Consider the following 20127-nt stretch of genomic DNA (forward strand, 5'->3'; position numbering starts at 1 on the left):
GTCCAGATGGCTGGACGTCCTACGCACGTGTTGCACGTGCGACACAGTTGTCGCCGCAATCAGCGCGACGCGAGTTCTCGCAGATAGAGCGAAAGTGCTTGCTGCAGCTGGTTTTGCGCGGCCTTGCGCAGGTTCGCCGGTTGCTCGCTTTCGAGCGCGACAGCGGCCTTCATGAATTGCTGCACCACCATCGCCGCCGGACGTAGCTCGCCTGCGGCAATCCCTGGCGCGTGAATGGCGATAATCTGACTCAAATAATCGCGCATGCGCTGGCGAATGGTGCGGCCCAGCATCGAGGGCAGCGAACCGGCGGCCTCGACCAGGGTGGCGAAGGCCGGATGCTGCTTGCGGTAATCGGCGAACGCGCGGATCAGCCGCGCCGCAAGTTCCTCCGTCGACCAGTTCGGCGTTTGCGCGACCAGGGTCTCCATGCGCTCGTTCAGTCCGTTGGCATGCTGGGTGATCAGCGCCTCGGCAACGGCCTCCTTGGTAGGGAAAAACTGATAGAGCGAGCCGATCGAGGCCTGAGCGCGAGCCGCGATCTCGGTCATGGTGGTGGCATCGAAACCTTTTTCGACGAAGCAATCCGATGCCGCAGAAAGCAGCGCCGCCACGCGTTCGTGGCCCCGGCGACGGCTGGGCGCTCGCGCCCCCTGGCTTGTGTTTTGCGAGGACATCCTCATAAACTCCAATGTGAGGCTGTCCTCACATAATAGTCTTGAAAGCCGGCGCATGGGCGCGGCCCGAACAGGGTCGATTGTACGTTGATGCCGGCGCAATCCCTGCCTGATCCCTGCACATCGCTGGAGTTCTCCCATGGAAAAGCTTGATCCCCGCACCACCGCGCTCGTCCTGATCGACCTGCAGAAGGGCATTGCCCCGTTTGGCGCGGGCCCCCATGCGAGCGCTGAAGTCTTTCAGCGTGCCGGTCGCCTGGCGGCGCGTTTTCGCGAGTTGAAGGCGCCCGTGGCGCTGGTGCGCGTGGGCTGGTCGGCCGACGCCGGCGACATGTTGCGTCCGCTGACGGACGAGCCTGCACGCAACTTCACCCTGCCGGACAACTGGTGGGACTACGCCGATGAACTGGCCGTGGCCGAGGGCGACCTGCACATCACCAAGCGCCAGTGGGGCGCGTTCTACGGCACCGAACTGGAGTTGCAGCTGCGCCGTCGCGGCATCACGCAGATCGTGCTGGCCGGCATTTCCACCAATATCGGCGTGGAATCCACCGCTCGCCAGGCCTTCGAGCTGGGCTTCAACCAGGTGCTGGTGGAAGACGCCATGAGCTCGGGCGATGCCGCGCATCATCGTTTCGCGGTGGAGCACATCTTCCCGCGCCTGGGTCGCGTGCGGTCCACGGAGCAGGTTCTTGCTGCTCTGGCCTGATCCGTCGAAGGGTCTGTACTCTCCGGGCATCGACTGACGGAGAGTACGAACATGCTGATGAAGCGCGTGGGATGGATGGCAGCCTCGCTGCTGCTTGGCCTGGCCGGATCGACGCACGCCGCTGACGCGCATTTCGTCGCCAGCGAAGTGACGGTGGATGGTCACCGCTATCCCTTCCAGGTGTTCGTGCCCACCGGCTGGACGGCGGATCGCCCGTGGCCGGTGGTGTTGTTCCTGCACGGCAGCGGCGAGCGCGGCAACGACAACGAAGCCCAGCTCAAGCAGGGCCTGCCGCCGTGGCTGGCCAAACATGGCGATGAATTTCCTGCCGTGGTGGTGGCGCCCCAGGCGCCCGACGACACGGTGTGGAGCGGTGAAGTGGAGCGCGCCGCCGTGGCCGCTCTCGAGCAGAGCATCGCGACCTATCACGGCGATCGATCGCGGCTCTACCTGACCGGCCTCTCGATGGGCGGTTATGGCGTGTGGCAGCTGGCGGTCGATCATCCGGGCATGTTCGCTGCTGCCGCGCCCGTGTGCGGCGGCATCCTCGGGCTCGACGACATGCCCGAACTGAAGGTCTACGGCGTGCCCAGTGGTGCCGATCCCTACGCCTGGGTGGCGAACCGGGTGAGGCCGACGCCGATGTGGATCTTCCATGGCGCGATCGACGACCAGGTACCGCCGGCCGATTCGCGGGCCATGAACAAGGCGCTTACCCGCGCCGGCGATGAAGTGCGTTACACCGAATTTCCCGGTGTGAACCATGGTTCCTGGGTGCCGACCTACGACTCGCCGGCGCTATGGCCATGGATGTTTGCGCATCGCAAAGCTACGGCAGGCTGACGGTTCGTTCACAACCGTGTCTGGTTCCCCACCGAAATTTTAGCGTTCGATGTTGCGACGCCATATGGCCGACGGCCTAGGCGGCAGCGTTGCTGTGTCCCCGGCTCGCAAGTTTTTATGCTTGAAAGTATTGCAGCGCAGCGAAAAAAGCCCGAAATGGTGGCTTTACAAGTTTCCATGAAAACGTTTACGTTCCGCCGCAGCGCCGCCGGGGAATCCCCTGCCGCCCTGTCCTAGGAGCCGATGTGACCACCAAGAAGGCCACCATCAAGGATGTGGCGCGGGAGGCGAAAGTCTCGATCGCGTCGGTGTCCCGTGTGCTCAATGGCCTGGGCGGGGTCACGACGGAAACGCAAAATGCCGTGCGCAAGGCGGCGGCTCATCTGCACTACGTTCCCGATTCTGCCGCGCGCAGCCTGATCACCGGCCGCACCCACACGATCGGGGCGGTGCTGCCCGACCTGTACGGTGAGTTCTTCTCCGAACTGATCCGCGGCATCGATCTGGCGGCACGCGCCAAGGGCCTGCATCTGCTCGTATCCAGCTCGCACGACGGCGTGGAAGACGCGGCGGTGGCGGTGCGCACCATGCGTGGCCGCGTGGACGGCATGATCATTCTTTCCGAATTCGTCGATGGCCCGTTCCTTGACCGGAACCTGCCCTCGGACCTGCCGGCCGTGCTGCTGGACAGCCCGGTCGACCATGCGCGTTATCCGTCGATCAACATCGACAACATCGCCGGCGCCCAGGCGATGGTGAAGCATCTGCTCGATGCCGGCCACGAATCGGTGGCCTTCATCACTGGCCCGGCCGGCAACTACGACGCGCAAGAGCGCGAGAAAGGCTATCGCGCGGCGATGGCCAGGCACGCGCCCAAGGCCACGCTCAACATCATTGCCGGCGACTTCACCGAGGAATCGGGTTATCGGGCCGGCCAGGAAATACTGGCGCAGGCGACGCGTCCGCGTGCCGTGTTCGCTGCCAACGATATGACGGCGGTGGGGTGCCTGATGGCATTCAAAGAGGCTGGCGTGAAAGTCCCCGAGGACATCGCGTTGGCCGGTTTCGACGACATCCTGATCGCACGGTACGTTTCGCCTTCGCTCAGCACCGTGGGCGTCAGCATTGCAGATTTGGGCAAGAGCGCACTGCTCCTGCTCACCGAGCTCATGGAAGGCAAGGGGCACACCGGCTCCAACAGCCGCACTTTGCGTTGCGACGTCGTCGTGCGCGATTCGTGCGGAGCTCATCAGACCAACGTAGCAACGAAACAGCCTCCGGCGCTCGTCTGAGCGGCGGCCTTTTGTGGGAGGGGAGACACCTTATGAATATTCAACGCCAAAAAAGTAAACGTTTACTAGCTACCGCCATTGCCCTCGCGATGGCTTCTTCCGCGCCGGCCATCTCGTGGGCGCAGAGCTCGGATGCGAACATTCGTGGCCAGGCTCCCGCCGATGTCGACGTGGTGGCCAAGAACACCGCCACGGGCGCTACCCGCCGCACGCATTCGGACAAGGACGGCAGCTTCGCGCTGGTCGGTCTGCCGCCGGGCACCTATCAGGTGGATGCCGGTCCGGGCACCGCGCGCACGGTGACGGTGACGGTGGCTTCCACCTTCACCCTGAACCTCACGGCGCAGCAGGCCGCTGCAGCGACTCCGGCCGAAGCCAATGCGCAGAACCTGGGTGGCGTGACGGTGTCGGCCACCACGCTGGAGGAAGTGAAGACCTCCGAAGTGGGCCAGCTGGTGTCCCTGCGCCAAATCGAAACCACGCCGGCTGCGTCGCGCAACTTCCTCGAATTCGCCGACACCGTGCCGGGCATGGTGTTCACGCGCGACGCCAACGGCAACACCAGCCTTCGTTCGGGCGCGCAGGCCAGCTCCAACATCAACGTCTATATCGACGGCGTGGGCCAGAAGAACTACGTGCTGCCCGGCGGCGTCACCGGCCAGAACAACAGCCAGGGCAATCCGTTCCCGCAGCTGGCGGTGGCCGAGTACAAGGTCATCACGTCCAACTACAAGGCCGAGTACGACCAGCTCTCCAGCGCTGCGGTGACGGCCGAAACCAAGTCGGGCACCAATGAGTTCCACGGCGACGTGTTCGGCAGCTTCACCAACACGGCCATGCGCGCAGAGACGCCTTCTGAGCAGGCGAACAACAAGAAAGTCGATTCCAAAGAGAAGGATTACGGCTTCGACATCGGCGGCCCCATCCTCAAGGATCAGGCGCATTTCTACCTTGCCTATGAAGGCAAGGAATTCAACAGCCCCATCACCGTGGTACCCACGGGCAACTCCGCCCTGTGGGCAAACCTGCCGGCGAGCGCGCAGGCCGGCATCGGCCCGGCCAACCTGCCGTTCAAGGAGAACAACTGGTTCGGCAAGGTGGACTGGGAGCCGACCGACCGCGACCGCATCGAAGTGAGCGGCAAGTACCGTGACGAAACCGCCATCAGCGGTATCGGCGGCAACAGCACGGCCAATGCCTCGCTCAATACGCGCAACACCGACAAGCGCTTCGACCTGCGTTGGGATCACAGCACCGACAGCTGGTTCAACCGCCTGCAGGCCACGTACGAAGACGCCCAGTACAACCCCACGCCCATCACCACGGGCTACGGCGCGTCGTACACCGACGCCAGCGACCAGAACTCCACGCTGCTCGTGGACGGCTCCTCGCCGCTGTCGTATCAGAACAAGGGCCAGAAGGGCCCGGCCATCTCCGACGATTTCACCCTCAACGACATCCAGTGGCATGGCGACCACGTGATCAAGATGGGCGTGAAGTTCAAGTCGGTGAAGCTGACCGCGCAGGACGCGGGCGACACCAACGCGCTGTACACCTATGCGGTGGGTCCAAACGGCACCGAGTCGATTCCGTACAAGGTGCAGTTCGGCAACCCGACGCCGGGCCAGAGCCCGGTGGCGACCAGCCGTGACCAGCAGTTCGGCACGTACATCCAGGATGACTGGCAGGTCGACGACCACTGGACGTTCAACCTGGGCGTGCGCTGGGATTATGAGAAGACGCCTTCGTACCTCGACTACCAGACGCCGGCTGGCGTGGTGTCCGCGCTCAATTCGCAGGATCCGAACGGACCGGCGGGCCAGACCTATGCGCAGTCGCTCGCCCTGGGCGGCGTGAACATCAACGACTACATCAGCAACGGCAACAACCGCAAGGCGAAGAAGAACGAAATCCAGCCGCGCCTGGGCTTCTCCAACGATCTGTTCGGCGACGAAGAGCATGTGATCTTCGGCGGCTGGGGCCGCTCGTACGATCGCAACCTGTACGAATCGCTGCAGGTCGAAGAGACCAAGTCGGTGCTGTCGCAGCCCACGCTGTTCTTCAACACGCCATCGCAGCCGTGCACGCCCAGCGCCACCTGCCTGGCATGGAACCCGGCCTACCTGAGCATTCCTGCCCTGCAAGCGCTCGTTGCCAACAGCAACGCGGGCAAGGAAGTTGACATGATCAACAACAACCTCAAGGCGCCGTATTCCGATCAGCTGAGCATCGGCATGCGCAACAAGATCGGCGAGTGGAACACCAGCGTCGCCTTCGTGAACATCAAGAGCCACGACGGCATCGTCTATACGCTGGGCAACCGTCGTCCGGACGGCACCTTCTGGGGTGGCGGCAGCCAGCCGTGGAGCTTCGGCATCCCGGGTTACGGCACGCTGATCATCGGCAACAACGGCCTGCAGACCAAGACCAACCAGTTCCTGATCTCTGCCGAAAAGCCCTATACGGTGGATTCGCACTGGAGCGCTTCGTTCGCGTACACCTACACGAACGCCGTGCAGAACAACGACAACAACGACCCGACCGACCAGTACGCGTTTGACTACGAGAAGATCGGCAACTATCCGTACTCGGCGGCTCCGGGCGTCGCCAAGCATCGCCTGGTGGCGACCGGCTCGCTCGACGGCCCGTGGGGCTTCGTGTTCGGCAGCAAGCTGACGCTGGCCACCCCGGTACCCGATCTGGGCCTGTCCTGCTATGGCGCACCCGCGCCAGGCTACGACAGCGGCTTCACCAACGGCGGCGGCTGCCTGAACTTTGCGGTCCGTCCGCCGGGCGAAGGCAAGTTCCTGATCGGTGGCAAGGTGTTCGGTTACCGCGACATCGACTTCCAGGCGACCAAGAACTTCAAGGTCTACGGAAACCTCAACGCCTATGTGCGCATCGACCTGCTCAATGCGTTCAACTGGAACAACTACGTCAACTACATCGAGACCATCGGCAACAATGGTGTGCTCAACAAGCGTCAGGTGATCTACAACCCCACGGGCGATATCACGGGTTACCCGCGTACGCTCAAGGTCACTGCAGGTATCAACTTCTAAGTGGCACCCCCCATGGCCGTCATGATGACGGCACTTCGAGGCCCGCATATTGCGGGCCTCTCTTTAAAGAGCAGCCGATCATGATCAAGCCTCTCCTTCGCGCCGTCCTGGTCGGCGCTCTCACGCTCGCCATCGGCACTGCCTGGGCGGCCCCTGCGTCGGATGCCGCCGCCGGGCTCAAGTACAACGCGCTTCCCAAAGACCAGCGCGCCGCCATCGATGAACTGGAACAGCGCACGTTCCAGTGGTTCTGGGACAGCGCCGATCCGAAGACGGGATTGATTCCCGATCATTGGCCGGGCGAGTCGTTCGCCAGCATCGCCTCGGTGGGTTTCGGCCTGACCGCCTATGGCGTGGGTGCGGAGCGCGGCTATGTAACGCGCGAGCAAGCGGCGGATCGCACGCTGGCCACGCTGCGCTTCTTCAACGACGCGACGCAGAACGACAGCGAAGACGACGCCAGCGGCTATCACGGCTTCTTCTACCACTTCCTCGACATGAAGACCGGCAAGCGCTATGGGCGCGGCGTCGAGCTGTCGAGCGTGGACACCACGCTGCTGCTCGGCGGCGTGCTGTTCGCGCAAACGTATTTCGATCGCCATTCCGCCAAGGAAAAGCAGATCCGCGAGCTGGCGGACGCCATCTACAAGCGCGTCGAGTGGACCTGGATGCAGCCCAAGGCGCCGTTGATCAGCATGGGCTGGACGCCGGGCGGCAAGTTCATCCCGGCCAACTGGAAGGGTTACGACGAAGGCATGATGGTGTACGTGCTGGCGATGGGATCGCCCACGCATCCGGTAAGCGATGACGCGTGGCAGGCCTGGGCCAAGAGCTATCCCAAGCAGTGGGGGGAATTCCAGGGGCGCACCTTCCTCAACTTCGCGCCGCTGTTCGGCCATCAGTTCAGCCACAGCTGGATCGACTTCCGTGGCATCCAGGATGCCTGGAGCCGGGATCACAACACCGACTACTTCCAGAACAGCCGCGAGGCGACCTACGCGCAGCGCTCCTATGCGATCGCCAATCCCAATCATTGGGAAGACTACGGCGAGAACATCTGGGGCCTCACCGCGTGCAACGGCCCGGGCGACGCGGTGGTGAAACGCGACGACGGCAGCACGCGCGCGTTCTACGGCTATACGGCACGTGGCGCCGGGCTCGACTACATTTCCGATGACGGCACCATCGCGCCCACCGCCGCCATCGGCTCCATCGCGTTTGCCCCGGAAATCGTGGTGCCGGCGCTATTGGAGATGAAGAAGCGCTACGGTGACGCGGTGTATGGCAAGTACGGTTTCGTGGATGCCTTCAACCCCAGTTACGATACGGGCGCCAGGCCGAGTGAAGGCCGCGTCGTGCCCAACATGGGTTGGGCGGACGACAAGCAGATCGGCATCGACCAGGGTCCCATCGTGTTGATGATTGAAAACTGGCGCAGCGGTTTTGTATGGAACGTGATGCGCAAGAATCCGTATGTCCGCAAGGGTCTGGAGCGCGCCGGCTTCACCGGCGGCTGGCTGGAGTCCAAGCAGCGATGAGCGATGCCTGAGCTGTCTCGCCGCATCAACGCAACGACGGGCCGGGTGGCATGCCGCCTGCTGTCCGTCGCTGCGCTGCTGCTGGCGGGCTGCTCGTCCTCGCAGGACGCGCACACGCTCACCTTCTGGACCATCGGCCGCGAAGGCGAGGCGGTGGTGAAGTTGCTGCCGGAGTTCGAGCGTGAGCATCCTGGCATTCACGTGAAGGTGCAGCAGCTGCCGCTCAGCGCGGCACATCAGAAGCTGCTCACCGCGTTTGCCGGCGGATCCACGCCGGACCTCAGCCAGCTCGGCAATACCTGGCTGCCGGAGTTCGTCGCGTTGCAGGCGCTGGCGCCATTGCAGCAACGCGTGGCGACATCGACGGTGGTAAAGCCCGACGATTACTTCGACCACATCTGGTCGACCAACCTGATCGACGGCGCGCTCTACGGCGTGCCTTGGTATGTCGACACGCGCCTGTTGTTCTACCGCCGCGATCTGTTGAAGGCCGCCGGCTTCGATGCACCGCCGCGCAACTGGGCCGAGTGGCGACAAATGCTCGCCGCGCTCAGCCAGCCGGGCAAGGGGACCTACGGCATTCTTCTGCCCACCAACGAATACGAGCAGCTGATGTCGCTGGCGCTGGAGCAGCCCGAATCGATGCTGCGTGACGGTGGACGCTACGGCAATTTCCGCAGCGACGGCTTCAAGCGTGCGCTGGCGTTTTATGTGGACACGTTCCGCTTGCAGCAGGCGCCGGCGATCACCGCGGTGGAAGCGGGCAACCCCTGGGAAGAATTCGGGCGCGGCGTCTACGCGTTCTATTTCTCCGGTCCATGGAACATCGGCGAGTTCCGCCAGCGTCTTCCCGCCGACCGCGAGAACGAATGGGCTACCGCTCCCTTGCCCGGGCCCGACGGTGCCGGCACAGGTGCGGCAGGCGGTTCCAGCCTGGTGATCTTCCGCCGATCGGCGCACAAGGATGAGGCGTGGGCGTTGATCGAATACCTGTCGCGCCCCGACGTGCAGCAGCGCTTCTACGATCTGCTCGGCGACATGCCGGCCCGGCGCAGCGCCTGGGACGGCGGCAGTCTGCGTACCGATCCCAAGGTGCAGGCGTTCCGCGAGCAGCTCGAACACGTGAAGGCGACCCCGCCCGTGCCGGAATGGGAGCAGATCGCCAACGAGATGCAGCTGGTGGCCGCGCAGGCGGTGGCGGGCGAGTTGACCATCGATCAGGCCGCTGCCGAAATCGACCGCCGCGCCGATCGCATCCTCGAGAAACGGCGCTGGATACTCGACCACGCCCGCGTTTCCGAGGCCTCGCCATGAATGGGCAGCGCGCCGCCTCGTGGTTTCTCGCGCCGGCACTGCTGGTGCTCGGCGTGTTCTTCCTGCTGCCCGTAGTGGCGGCGCTGGGACTGAGTCTCACCGACTACGATCTCTACGCCCTGGCGGATATCCGCCACCTGCGCTTCGTCGCGCTCAACAATTACTGGGATCTGCTGCACCAGCCGAAGTTCTGGTCGGCACTGGGGCATACGCTGTATTTCGTGGTCGTCGGCGTGCCCTTGTCGATCATGGTCTCGCTCGGCGCCGCGCTCCTGCTCAACTCGCCGCTGGTGCGCTTCAAGACCTTGTTCCGCACCGCGCTGTTCGCGCCGGTCGTCACCACGGTCGTCGCGGTGGCGGTGGTGTGGCGCTACATCTTCAACACCAAGTACGGCTTGTTGAACTACGCGCTGGGTCTGGCCGGGATACACCCGGTGGACTGGCTGGGCGATCCGCACTGGGCGATGCCGTCGATCATCGTGTTCGCCGTGTGGAAAAACTTCGGCTACAACATGATCATTTTCCTCGCCGGTCTGCAGGCGATCCCGCGAGACCTCTACGAGGCGGCGCGCATCGACGGCGCTTCGATGGTGCAGCAGTTCCGGCATATCACCTTGCCCATGCTCGCGCCCACCCTGCTGATGGTGGGCATCCTCACCGTGTCGGGCTATTTCCAGCTGTTCGCCGAGCCTTATGTAATGACCGAAGGCGGCCCGCTGCAAAGCACCACCAGCGTGCTGTACCTGATGTACAACGAAGGCTTCAAATGGTGGAACTTCGGCACCGCTTCGGCCGTGGCCTTCCTGCTGTTCGTGATCATGTTCGTCGTCACCGCGCTGATGTTGCGCGTGGGCCGGCGCGGAGAGCCGGCATGAATCCGCGCTTCGCCCGAGCCGTCATCTACGGCTTGCTGATCGGCGGCACGCTGGTGGCGGTGTTTCCGCTGCTGTGGATGTTCTCGGTGTCGTTCATGCGCCCGGGCGAGGCCAGCAACCTGCCGCCGCCGCTGTGGCCCGCGCATGCCAGCTGGCACAACTACGAAGTGCTGTTCCTGCGCGCAGGCGTGGGGCGCTACCTGTTCAACAGCCTGGCGATATCGACGGCGATCACCGCCTTGTCACTCGCCTTCAACGTGATGGCCGGTTATGCCTTTGCCAAACTGCGTTTCGCCGGACGCGAACGCCTGTTCCAGGTGCTGCTGGGCATGCTGGTGATTCCGGCCCAGGTGGCGATGCTGCCCTTGTTCCTGATGCTGAAATACATGGGTATGGTGAACAGCTACGGCGCGGTAATCGTGCCGGCGATGGCCACCGCCTTCGGCATTTTCCTGGTGCGCCAGTACGCACGAGGCATTCCCGATGAGCTATTGGAAGCAGCGCGCATCGACGGGGCGGGCGAGTGGCGCATCTTCGGCCAGATCGTGCTGCCGCTGCTCAAGCCGATCATGGTGACGCTGGCCATCTTCACCTTTCTCACCGCATGGAACGATTTCATGTGGCCGCTGATCGCGCTGACCGGACAGGAGCATTACACGCTGCCGTTGGGATTGGCCTCGCTCTCGCGCGAGCACGCGCAAGACAGCGAGCTGATGATGGCCGGGTCGGTGGTGACCGTGATACCGGTGCTTGCCTTGTTCCTTGCGATGCAGCGCTACTACATCGAAGGACTGTTACTGGGCAGCGTGAAGGGGTGATGGTCCACTCAGGCGATACGTGCGCCGGCGAGGGGGTCGAACACATGCAGACGATCAAGCGCCAGCTCGAAATGCATCACGCTGCCGACTTCGGGCAGCGCGCCGGGCGGTACGCGCGAAACCAGCGACTGCTCGCCGCGACGCAGGTTGAGGAAGATCTCGTTGCCGACCGGCTCGGTCACTTCCAGCACGGCGCTCAGCGTTGCGCTCGCTTCACCCGCAGGACGCAGATCTTCGGGACGCACGCCGATCACCACTTCGCGATCGATCCACGGCAGCAGCTCGGGCGTCTGCGCGTCGAGCGCGCCCAATCGCACGCTGCCTTGCGGCGTGTCGAGCTGCCAGCCGTTGCCGTGGCGCAGCGGACCGCGCAGCAGATTCATCGCTGGCGAACCAAGAAAACCGGCCACGAACAGGTTCGCGGGCTTTTCATACAGCCCCATCGGTGTGTCGATCTGCTGGATCTGCCCGCCGTTGAGCACCACGATGCGCTGGCCCAGCGTCATCGCTTCAACCTGGTCGTGGGTGACATAAATCATGGTGGCGCCGAGCTGGCGATGCAGGCGCGCGATTTCCACGCGCATCGACAGGCGCAGCTTGGCGTCCAGGTTGGACAGCGGCTCGTCCAGCAGAAACACCTTCGGTTCGCGCACCAGGGCGCGGCCCAGCGCCACGCGCTGGCGTTGGCCGCCGGACAACGCCGCCGGCAGCGACGTCAGGCGATGCTCGATTTCCAGCTGTTTGGCAGCCTGCGTGACGCGCTGGTCGATCTCCGCCTTGGTCTTGCCGCGCAGGCGCAGGCCAAAGGCGAGGTTCTCCGCCACCGTCATGTGCGGATACAGCGCGTAGTTCTGAAACACCATGGCGATGTCGCGATCTTTCGGCGAGACCTCGTTCACCACGCGCCCGCCAATGCTCAGCGTGCCGGAGGAAATCGACTCCAGGCCCGCGATCATGCGCAGCAGCGTGGTCTTGCCGCAGCCCGACGGGCCCACCAGGACAAGCAGTTCGCCATCGGCGATATCGAAGCTTGCTTCGGCCACACCGATATGGCCGTTGGAGTAGACCTTGCTGATGCGATCCAGATTCACCGTTGCCATCGACGCCTGACGCTCCTTCTTTCCGGCGGCTGCATGGCTCACCGTATACGAATGTGGATGCAACCGGTGCACATCTCGGCCGCGCTCCGCTATTCTCAGTATGTAATCGTTTACATCAAGCCGCACTGCGGCATAGGGGATTCTTTCCAATGACCCAGAGCTATCGCTTTCCCCCAGGCTTCCATTGGGGCGCCGCGACCTCGGCCTATCAGATCGAAGGCTCACCCCTGGCCGACGGCGCGGGTCCGAGCATCTGGGAACGTTTCGCGCATACGCCCGGCATGATGGCCAATGGCGACACCGGCGACATCGCCTGCGATCACTACCACCGCTACAAGGATGACGTGCAGCTGATGCGCGCGCTCGGCCTGCAAGGTTACCGGTTCAGCATTGCGTGGGCGCGCGTCTTGCCCGAAGGCACCGGTCGCATCAATCAGAAGGGTTTGGACTTCTATTCGCGCCTGGTCGATGAGTTGCTGGAAAACGGCATCGAGCCCAACGCCACGTTGTTCCACTGGGATTTGCCCGCGGCGCTGGACGACCGTGGCGGCTGGCTCAATCGTGATATCGCCCACTGGTTCGCCGAGTACGCCAGCGTGATGTACAAGGCGCTGGACGGCCGCGTGAAGCGCTGGACCACGCTCAACGAGCCCTGGGTCGTCACCGATGGCGGTTACCTGCATGGCGCGCTGGCGCCGGGACATCGCAGCAAGTACGAGGCGCCGATTGCCGCGCACAATCTCATGCGCGCCAGCGGTGCGGGCATCCAGGCATATCGTGCGGAAGGCAAGCACGAGATCGGCGTGGTGTTCAATATCGAGCCGAAATATCCCGCCTCCAACAGCCCGGAAGACATCGCCGCCACACGCCGCGCGCATGCCTATATGAACGAGCAGTTCGCCGATCCCGCGCTGCTGGGCAGCTATCCGCCGGAGCTCAAGGAAATCTTTGGGCCTGCCTGGCCGGATTTCCCGGAAGACGACTTCAAGCTCACCAAGCAGAAGGTCGATTTTGTCGGCCTCAACTACTACACGCGTGCGGTGGTGAAGAACGATCCGAACGCCTATCCGTTGAAAGCCGTGCCGGTGAAACAGCCCAACACGACGTATACGGAGACAGGGTGGGAAGTGCATGCACAGGGCTTCACGGACATGTTCACGTGGTTCAAGGATCGCTACGGCGATATCCCCATCTACGTCACCGAGAACGGTTCGGCTTTCTATGACGCGCCCGTGGCCGAGGGCGATATCGTGCAAGACCCGCTGCGCAGCAGCTACCTGCGCGAGCACCTCAAGGCGATGCACCATGCCATCGAGCAAGGCGTGAACGTCAAGGGCTATTACGCGTGGTCGTTGCTGGACAACCTCGAATGGTCGCTGGGTTTTGCCAAGCGCTTCGGTCTCTACCATGTGGATTTCGCCACGCAGAAACGCACGCCGAAGGCGACGGCGAAGCTTTATGCGAGCGTGATTGAAACCCATGGCGCGGTGCTGGATACCTGACAACAGGCTGCTTACTGTGGGAGCGCACCCTGTGCGCGACAGCCTGATGACGGAGCGGCGACGACAGGCCGCGTGCGCAGATCTCGTGTAGGAGCGCACTTGTGCGCGACCACCTCACGGAGCGGTGACGACATCGCGCCGCGGTCGCGCACAGGGTGCGCTCCCACAGGGATAGGCATGGCCCTTATTTAGCCGGCCGCCGCCCGAGCGCTTTCCACCCGCCCATCCAGCCACGACTTCAACGCATCGTCGCTGGCCGCCATCGGCTCCGCATACGCCGGACGCTGCAACATCGCCGCCAAAGCCGGCGGCACGTCCAGCTGACGGCCGATCAACGGCTCGACCACGCTGTCGAACTTGGCCGGATGCGCCGTGGCGACGACCGCCCAAGGCAGCCCCGTCGAACCCATGCCATCGAGCACATGCATCGCTGTGGCCGTATGCGGACAGAACACCTCGCCATGGTCGCATGCGTGCCGCACGATGGTTTCGCGGATCGCGTCGTCGTCGACGCTGCTCGCATGCAGCTGCAGGCGCAGCTCATGGTCGTGCGGATAGGTCCAGCGCAGCCGCTCGAAATTGCTGGGTGCGCCTACATCCATCGCATTGGCCAGAGTGGCGACGGCCGGACGTGGCGAGTAGGGCGAGCCGTCGAAGTAATCGCTGAGCGTGGCGTTGGCATTGCAGGCGAGGTGGATTTCTCCGACCGGCAATCCCATGTCGCGCACCCACACGCAGGCCAGCGCGTTGCCGAGGTTGCCGGTGGGTACGATGAAGTTGAGCGGTGCGCGGTGCCGATGCCACCAGCTCAGCGAGGCCTGCGCGTAGTAGCTCATCTGTGGCAGCAGGCGGCCGAGGCTGATGCTGTTGGCCGAGGACATCGGCACACGCTGCTGCAGCGAGCCGTCGTTGAGCGCGGCCTTCACCATGCGTTGGCAATCGTCGAACGTGCCGTCCACGCGCAGTGCCTGCACGTTGTCGCCGAAGCAGCCGAGCTGGTGCGCCTGGCGTGGCGACACGCGGCCATCCGGATAGAGGATCACCACACGCACACCGGGTTGACGATGGAACGCGGCGGCCACCGCAGCGCCGGTGTCGCCGGAAGTTGCCACAAGAATCGTCAGCGGCGACTGCGCATCACCTCGCAGACGTCGGAAACAGGCGGCCAGAAAGCGCGCGCCCACGTCCTTGAATGCGGCGCTCGGTCCATGGAAAAGTTCCAGCACCGAGGCATCGTCGCGATACGCCAGCGGTCGCAGCGGCGTATCGAAGTCGAGCGCTTCACGGCAGATCGCCGGAAGTTCATGGGCAAGTGAGGAGCCGCGAAAAAACGGATCCAGCAGCGTGGCAGCGGTCTGCGCCAGCGTCTGGCTCGCATCGAATTCGCTCGCATCCCGTTGCGGCAAGGCCTCGGGTACATACAGCCCGCCATCGGGGGCCAGGCCCGCGGCGATGACTTCCTCGATGCGCGCCGCGTGTTTCGCGCTGCGCGTACTGCGGTAATGCAACGGCTCGCTCATGCGGCCTCGTCCTCGTCGACCAGCGTGGCGGCCGGTCCGTTGATGGGTGACACCAGCACGTCGCTGGCGAGGCCTTCGTCGGCAAACGCCGCCGACATGGCCACCGCAGCGCGCTCGGCGTCCTCGCGTCGCTCATACCAGCCAAATACGCTGGGACCGGCGCCGGAAATACTTGCGCCGAGCGCGTGGTGATCCAGGGCAGCCTGTTTCACGCGCGCGAAGCCTGGGACCAGCGGCGCGCGCCTTGGTTCCACCAACACGTCCTTGAGGCCTTCGCGCACCAGCTCCGCGTCGCCACGATGAAGGCCGGTAAGCACCAGGGCGAGGTTGGCCTGTTGCGCCACCACGTCGTGCAGCGAGAAGCCATCGGCGAGCACGGCGCGCGCCTTGCGGGTTTCCAGCACGGCGTGCGGATGGACCAGCGCGCAGTACCAGTTTTCGGGCACCGGCAAACGCAGCAATCGATCGCGCGTGGCCAGCACCAGGCCGCCGAGGAGCATCGGCCCCAGGTTGTCGCCGTGGCGGCTGCCGCTGGCCACGGCCTCGCCGTCGAGCGCGAAGCCATAGAGCGCTTCGCGCGGCAGCGGGCGTTCGAGCAAGGCGTTGGCGGCCACCAGCGCGGCCACGCACGAGGCAGCCGAGCCACCCATGCCCGAACCCAGCGCGATGCCTTTGTGCAACTCCACTTCAAAACCATGGCGCAGGCCAAGCGCGCGGCGCAGCGACAGCAGCGCCGCACCCGCCGTATTGCTGCTCGCCTCCAGCGGCAGATCGGTCACGCGCCCGTGGATGGCGGCGATGCGCACGGTGGGCTCGTCGATGCGACGCACGATGGCGCGGTCGCCGGCGCCGGCCACGCTATGGCCAAGAATGTCGAAGCCGACCGCGACGTTGCCGACGCTGGCATAGGCCATGGCTTGTGCGCTCAACGCGCGCTGGGGAATGGGCATGGGATCGATCAGTTGTGCATTCATCACCGCGCCTCCAGCGTTTCGGCAATACGCAGGAGATCGGCGAATACGCCTGCCGCCGTCACTTCCGGCCCGGCGCCAGGACCCTGCACCAGCATCGGGTTGTCGCGATAGCGGTGCGTGGTGAACTGTACGATGTTGTCGGTGAGCCGCGTATGGGCGAACGGATGCGAGGCCGGCAACAGCGCCAGCCGCACGCTGGCATGGCCTTTGGCGTCGAGGCTGGCGACATGGCGCAGCACGCAGCCCTGGGCCTGGGCATGCGCCACCTGCTGCGCCATCGGCGCGTCGAGCAGATGCAGCTGGTCCATCACTTCATCGGCCGCCACCTCGGCCAGCTCGCGCGGCACCAGGCTCTGCACGTCCACATCTTCCAGCGAGAGCGACCAACCCGCCTCGCGCGCAAGAATCACCAGTTTGCGCGCCACGTCCAGCCCGGAAAGATCATCGCGCGGATCGGGCTCGGTATAGCCCAGGGCGTGGGCTTCGCGCACGAGCTCCGAAAACGGGCGGCTGCCGTCGTAGCGATGGCAAAGCCATGCGAGCGTGCCGGAGAACATGCCTTCCACCGCGAGCAATTCGTCGCCGGTGTCGAGCAGGTCGCGCAGCGTCTGCACCACCGGCAGGCCGGCGCACACGGTCGCTTCGTAACGGAAGCGGGCACCGCTGAAGGAAGCGGCGCGGATCGCCTGCAGTCGCGCCAGCGGGCCGCTGCTGGCCAGCTTGTTCGGCGTCACCACGTGCAAGCCGGCAGCGAGCCACTCGGCATAGTGCGATGCCACCGCTTCGCTGGCGCTGCAATCGATTACCAGCGCATGGCGGCCATCGTCGCCACGCAGATGCGCGGCGAATTCGTCGAGGTTGCTCGGACGCCAGGTTTGCGCGCTGCCGTGACGACCGTTGAGCTCAGGATCGTCCGCATCCAGCCACATGCGGCGGCTGGCAGCCACGGCGCATAAGCGCAGCTCCAATCCGGCACGCGCAAGCCGCGGCTGGGCGGTTCGCAGCTGCTCGAGCAAGGCGCTGCCGACGCGGCCGGGACCGACCAGGCCCACGGCGAGGACGCGCTGGCGCGCGGTGGTCGTCGGCAGCGCCATGGCATGTGGCGGTAACGACGGTTGTTCGAGCGAAGGTGCTGCGACAGCGTTCACGATGGCCTCTCCTTGTGGATGGCCCGTGCTCGCAGAGGGAGTCGGAGTGTGCGCCGGCCCGCCTCATCGAGGGCGGGGCCGTTTGCGTCAGAAACTTATTCGCGCACGCAGCTCCACCCCGACCTGGTGGTAATAGTGGTCGTGGTGGTGGTGGTGGCGTGGGTCATGGCGCCGGCGGACAGCGACGCGCACCCAGTGTGGACCGGGTGCTGGAACTTGCGTGCTGGCGCAATAGATGGCGACATGGCTCGACCTTAGGCCCGATGCTGCACTGCAGTCAACAGATTCGTTTGAAACTTTCGGGGTGGCCAGAGCGAGTCGTCGAGGCGGCGTTACAAGGTGTTGCAGCGGTGTAGCAGTTCGATGCCGCCGTTGCGCGAACCGCTCTTGTGTAGGAGCGCACTTGTGCGCGACCTCACCTGCGAAGCGGCGCCGCTGTCGCGTCGCGGTCGCCCACAAGTGGGCTCCTACAAGGGTGCGTCAAGCGGGAGGCTTCTTGTGGGAGCGCACCCTGTGCGCGACTACCCTACGGAGCGATGACGACGTGGCGCGGCGGTCGCCCACAGGGTGGCCTCCCACAAACGCTCAGTCCCGCCCTGCCACGTGGTGGGAAAGCCCCAACCCCAGCCGTCACGTTTTGCGGGAAACCAGTACGTCTTGTCGCCTTGCAAGGCTTTGCCTCCGAGCATGCCCTGGGTGAACGCGCGGCGCAGTCTACGCCGCCGCGCGTTCACCGCCAGTGGCCGGTTTAATGCGACAGGTCGATCGCGTACACCGCCGTGCCGTCGCCGTTGTCCTTGAGCTGGCGGATGTTCTTCAGCCCCGCTTCGCGCGCCACATCCTGCTTGTTCGAGGCGGCCTTGAACACCACCTCACCGTGCGTCTTCACCGGCACGAAATGCCACGAAGTAACGGGCAGATCCTTGGCGGTCAGGGTCTGCTTGCGCTGCAGCCACTTGGCCAGGATTTCGCGGGCGCCGTCCGGCGCGGCCAGCACGATGTTGTTGCCGACCAGGCCGGGGAAGTTGCCGCCGCCGCTGGCGCGGTAGTTGTTGGTGGCCACGACGAATTGCTGGTCGGGCTTCACCGGCTTGCCCTTGTAGCTGAGCTTGACGATGCGTTCGCCGGCCGGCTTGGTGACATCAATCTGATAGCTCAGCTCGCCCTGGATCTGGTCGAAGTTGTAGCCGGGCAGGCGGTCGCTGATGAGTTCCTGCTCGCCGTCCTTGCTGGGGTCGATGCGGTTGAAGCGCTCGGCTGCTTTTTCCAGCCAGGCCTTGAGCCCGGAACCGTCGACTTTCACGGCTGAGAGCGTGTTCGGATAGAAATACAGATCTGCGGCGCTACGCAGGGTGAGCGGTCCCACGGCGATGTCGGTGTAGTCATCCGGGCCGCCGAAGCCGGTGCGGAAGGCCGCGGCGGCGGAGAGCACCGGCAGCTTGGCCAGTTCCGGATGCGTCTTGGGCAATTCGCTTTGCACGTAATCGCGCATGGCGGCGTTGATCGGCGCGAGCGCCGTCATATTGCCCTCGTCGGCGAAGTAGCTGCTCAGATGCACGCGCGTCTCGCCGATCGGCGTATTGACGTATTGCACGGCCGCTTCATGCGCCTGCTTCACCAGCGGTGCGATGGCCGGGTCGGCCGGGACGCAGTCGTTCTTCTTGGGGCAGATAGGACGCACTTCGCTGTGCGTCTGGCTGTCGTCGATCACCCAGTGGCCGTCCTTGCGCTGCAAGGCCAGGTCGATCACGCCCAGGTCCTTGCCGAAGAAGCCGCCCATCACGGCCGGCTTGCCGCGCACGAAGCCGCGTTCGGCATCCACGTCCTTCATGCCCTTGTAGTGCGGGCCCGGGAATTCGGTATGCGAATGGCCCATCAGCAGCACGTCGATGCCGGGCACGCCGGCCAGGTACCAGCCGCCGTTCTCCATGTCGGAGGTATACGGCGCGGTGTTGAGGCCGCCGTGCAGCACGGCGACCACGATGTCCGGATGCTGCGCTTCCAGTTCCGGCAGGTATTTCTGCGCCGCCTCGACCACGCCGGTGACCGTCACCTTGCCGGCCAGATTCTGCTTGTCCCAGTCCAGGATCGGCGGCGGGGTGAAGCCGATGATGCCGACCTTGAGCGGCACTTTCCGCGTGCTGCCATCGGGGCCGGTGACGGTGATGTCCTTCTGCACCACGGTCCAGGGCTTGAAGATGGGCGCGCCGTCGCGGCTGCTGAACACGTTGGACAGCACCAGCGGAAAATGCGGGCCGGCGCAGCGGTTGGCGTGGCCGCCTTCCACGTTCATCGGGGTGCCGGTGACCTGCGAAAGAAAGCCCAGGCCGTAGTTGAACTCATGGTTGCCGGCGGTGCCGCCGTCGTAGCCCATGGCATCCATGGCGCGGTAAATCCCCAGCTCCTCATCGCAGCCCACCGGCTTCACCAGCGACTGGTAGTCGGCCAGCACGCTGCCCTGGATGGTGTCGCCGCTGTCGAACAGGAAGCTGTTGGGGTACTGCGCGCGGGCCCGGCGGATCAGGGTGGCCACCCGCTCGTAGCCCACCGTGTCGTCCTCGCGCTGCTTGTAATAGTCGTAGCTGAGCACGTTGGAGTGGACGTCAGTGGTTTCCAGGATGGCTACCTGGGCGCGGCTGCCGTCGGGCAGGGCGGCGGAATGGCTGGTGGTCTGGCTGGCGCAGCCCGCCAGCACGGCGGCGGCGAGGGCGGCGAGGGGAAGAAGGCGGTGGGTCATCGGCCGGTCCATGGGGTG

Annotated in this window: 15 protein-coding genes; 9 read left to right on the forward strand and 6 right to left on the reverse strand. The window is 64.6% G+C overall.

The window, feature by feature from the left end:
- Positions 1 to 59: 59 nt before the first annotated feature.
- A complete protein-coding gene (locus AC1DE1_RS00270) occupies positions 60 to 614 on the reverse strand; it encodes a TetR/AcrR family transcriptional regulator (RefSeq protein WP_441602745.1) in 555 nt (184 codons plus the stop codon).
- Positions 615 to 816: 202 nt separating this feature from the next.
- Here AC1DE1_RS00270 and AC1DE1_RS00275 point away from each other — a divergent pair, with 202 nt between their 5' ends.
- From AC1DE1_RS00275 to AC1DE1_RS00310, 8 genes are all read left to right on the forward strand, one after another.
- Complete coding sequence (locus AC1DE1_RS00275) at positions 817 to 1386, forward strand: hydrolase (protein WP_441602746.1); 570 nt, start codon at positions 817 to 819, stop codon at positions 1384 to 1386.
- A 51-nt stretch (positions 1387 to 1437) separates the two neighbouring features.
- Positions 1438 to 2229 carry a carboxylesterase family protein gene (locus AC1DE1_RS00280; RefSeq protein ID WP_441602747.1) on the forward strand — a complete coding sequence of 264 codons (792 nt, stop codon included), beginning with the start codon at positions 1438 to 1440 and terminating at the stop codon, positions 2227 to 2229.
- A gap of 245 nt (positions 2230 to 2474) precedes the next feature.
- Positions 2475 to 3521, forward strand: a complete 1047-nt coding sequence (locus AC1DE1_RS00285) for a LacI family DNA-binding transcriptional regulator (protein ID WP_441602748.1) — start codon at positions 2475 to 2477, stop codon at positions 3519 to 3521.
- A gap of 32 nt (positions 3522 to 3553) precedes the next feature.
- A complete protein-coding gene (locus AC1DE1_RS00290) occupies positions 3554 to 6583 on the forward strand; it encodes a TonB-dependent receptor (protein WP_441602749.1) in 3030 nt (1009 codons plus the stop codon).
- 80 nt (positions 6584 to 6663) lie between these two features.
- Positions 6664 to 8121, forward strand: a complete 1458-nt coding sequence (locus tag AC1DE1_RS00295) for a glucoamylase family protein (RefSeq protein ID WP_441602750.1) — start codon at positions 6664 to 6666, stop codon at positions 8119 to 8121.
- A gap of 3 nt (positions 8122 to 8124) precedes the next feature.
- The gene (locus AC1DE1_RS00300) at positions 8125 to 9435 is read left to right on the forward strand and encodes a sugar ABC transporter substrate-binding protein (protein ID WP_441602751.1); all 1311 of its coding nucleotides are present in this window, start codon (positions 8125 to 8127) and stop codon (positions 9433 to 9435) included.
- Positions 9432 to 10310, forward strand: a complete 879-nt coding sequence (locus AC1DE1_RS00305; protein ID WP_441602752.1) for a carbohydrate ABC transporter permease — start codon at positions 9432 to 9434, stop codon at positions 10308 to 10310. The genes AC1DE1_RS00300 and AC1DE1_RS00305 overlap by 4 nt, the downstream gene beginning before the upstream one ends.
- The gene (locus AC1DE1_RS00310; RefSeq protein WP_441602753.1) at positions 10307 to 11128 is read left to right on the forward strand and encodes a carbohydrate ABC transporter permease; all 822 of its coding nucleotides are present in this window, start codon (positions 10307 to 10309) and stop codon (positions 11126 to 11128) included. Before AC1DE1_RS00305 ends, AC1DE1_RS00310 begins: the two co-directional genes overlap by 4 nt.
- Positions 11129 to 11136: 8 nt before the next feature.
- Here AC1DE1_RS00310 and AC1DE1_RS00315 read toward each other — a convergent pair whose 3' ends face one another.
- Positions 11137 to 12228 (reverse strand): ABC transporter ATP-binding protein, encoded by a 1092-nt coding sequence (locus AC1DE1_RS00315; RefSeq protein WP_441602754.1) that lies wholly within the window; start codon positions 12226 to 12228, stop codon positions 11137 to 11139.
- 149 nt (positions 12229 to 12377) lie between these two features.
- Here AC1DE1_RS00315 and AC1DE1_RS00320 point away from each other — a divergent pair, with 149 nt between their 5' ends.
- On the forward strand, positions 12378 to 13730 hold the full coding sequence (locus tag AC1DE1_RS00320) for a GH1 family beta-glucosidase (protein WP_441602755.1): 1353 nt from the start codon (positions 12378 to 12380) through the stop codon (positions 13728 to 13730).
- A 188-nt stretch (positions 13731 to 13918) separates the two neighbouring features.
- On the opposite strand, the gene thrC is transcribed toward AC1DE1_RS00320, so the two are convergent.
- The 4 genes from thrC to AC1DE1_RS00340 form a co-directional block, all read right to left on the reverse strand.
- Positions 13919 to 15250, reverse strand: a complete 1332-nt coding sequence (thrC, locus tag AC1DE1_RS00325; protein WP_441602756.1) for a threonine synthase — start codon at positions 15248 to 15250, stop codon at positions 13919 to 13921.
- Positions 15247 to 16224: a homoserine kinase gene (locus AC1DE1_RS00330; RefSeq protein WP_441602757.1), complete on the reverse strand. Its 978-nt coding sequence runs from the start codon at positions 16222 to 16224 to the stop codon at positions 15247 to 15249. The genes thrC and AC1DE1_RS00330 overlap by 4 nt, the downstream gene beginning before the upstream one ends.
- Positions 16224 to 17318 carry a homoserine dehydrogenase family protein gene (locus AC1DE1_RS00335; RefSeq protein WP_441602917.1) on the reverse strand — a complete coding sequence of 365 codons (1095 nt, stop codon included), beginning with the start codon at positions 17316 to 17318 and terminating at the stop codon, positions 16224 to 16226. The genes AC1DE1_RS00330 and AC1DE1_RS00335 overlap by 1 nt, the downstream gene beginning before the upstream one ends.
- A gap of 802 nt (positions 17319 to 18120) precedes the next feature.
- Positions 18121 to 20109: a bifunctional 2',3'-cyclic-nucleotide 2'-phosphodiesterase/3'-nucleotidase gene (locus AC1DE1_RS00340; RefSeq protein WP_441602758.1), complete on the reverse strand. Its 1989-nt coding sequence runs from the start codon at positions 20107 to 20109 to the stop codon at positions 18121 to 18123.
- Positions 20110 to 20127: the final 18 nt, after the last annotated feature.

Source organism: Dyella sp. 05T440 (genome assembly GCF_056395965.1).

Excerpts from the sequence above, each read along its gene's own strand:
- AC1DE1_RS00275 (WP_441602746.1), top strand. The coding sequence starts at position 817 with ATGGAAAAGCTTGATCCCCGCACCACCGCGCTCGTCCTGATCGACCTG.
- AC1DE1_RS00290 (WP_441602749.1), top strand. The coding sequence starts at position 3,554 with ATGAATATTCAACGCCAAAAAAGTAAACGTTTACTAGCTACCGCCATT.
- thrC (WP_441602756.1), bottom strand. The coding sequence starts at position 15,250 with ATGAGCGAGCCGTTGCATTACCGCAGTACGCGCAGCGCGAAACACGCG.
- AC1DE1_RS00340 (WP_441602758.1), bottom strand. The coding sequence starts at position 20,109 with ATGACCCACCGCCTTCTTCCCCTCGCCGCCCTCGCCGCCGCCGTGCTG.
- AC1DE1_RS00295 (WP_441602750.1), top strand. The coding sequence starts at position 6,664 with ATGATCAAGCCTCTCCTTCGCGCCGTCCTGGTCGGCGCTCTCACGCTC.
- AC1DE1_RS00320 (WP_441602755.1), top strand. The coding sequence starts at position 12,378 with ATGACCCAGAGCTATCGCTTTCCCCCAGGCTTCCATTGGGGCGCCGCG.
- AC1DE1_RS00280 (WP_441602747.1), top strand. The coding sequence starts at position 1,438 with ATGCTGATGAAGCGCGTGGGATGGATGGCAGCCTCGCTGCTGCTTGGC.
- AC1DE1_RS00310 (WP_441602753.1), top strand. The coding sequence starts at position 10,307 with ATGAATCCGCGCTTCGCCCGAGCCGTCATCTACGGCTTGCTGATCGGC.
- AC1DE1_RS00335 (WP_441602917.1), bottom strand. The coding sequence starts at position 17,318 with ATGGCGCTGCCGACGACCACCGCGCGCCAGCGCGTCCTCGCCGTGGGC.
- AC1DE1_RS00300 (WP_441602751.1), top strand. The coding sequence starts at position 8,125 with ATGCCTGAGCTGTCTCGCCGCATCAACGCAACGACGGGCCGGGTGGCA.
- AC1DE1_RS00315 (WP_441602754.1), bottom strand. The coding sequence starts at position 12,228 with ATGGCAACGGTGAATCTGGATCGCATCAGCAAGGTCTACTCCAACGGC.
- AC1DE1_RS00330 (WP_441602757.1), bottom strand. The coding sequence starts at position 16,224 with ATGAATGCACAACTGATCGATCCCATGCCCATTCCCCAGCGCGCGTTG.
- AC1DE1_RS00305 (WP_441602752.1), top strand. The coding sequence starts at position 9,432 with ATGAATGGGCAGCGCGCCGCCTCGTGGTTTCTCGCGCCGGCACTGCTG.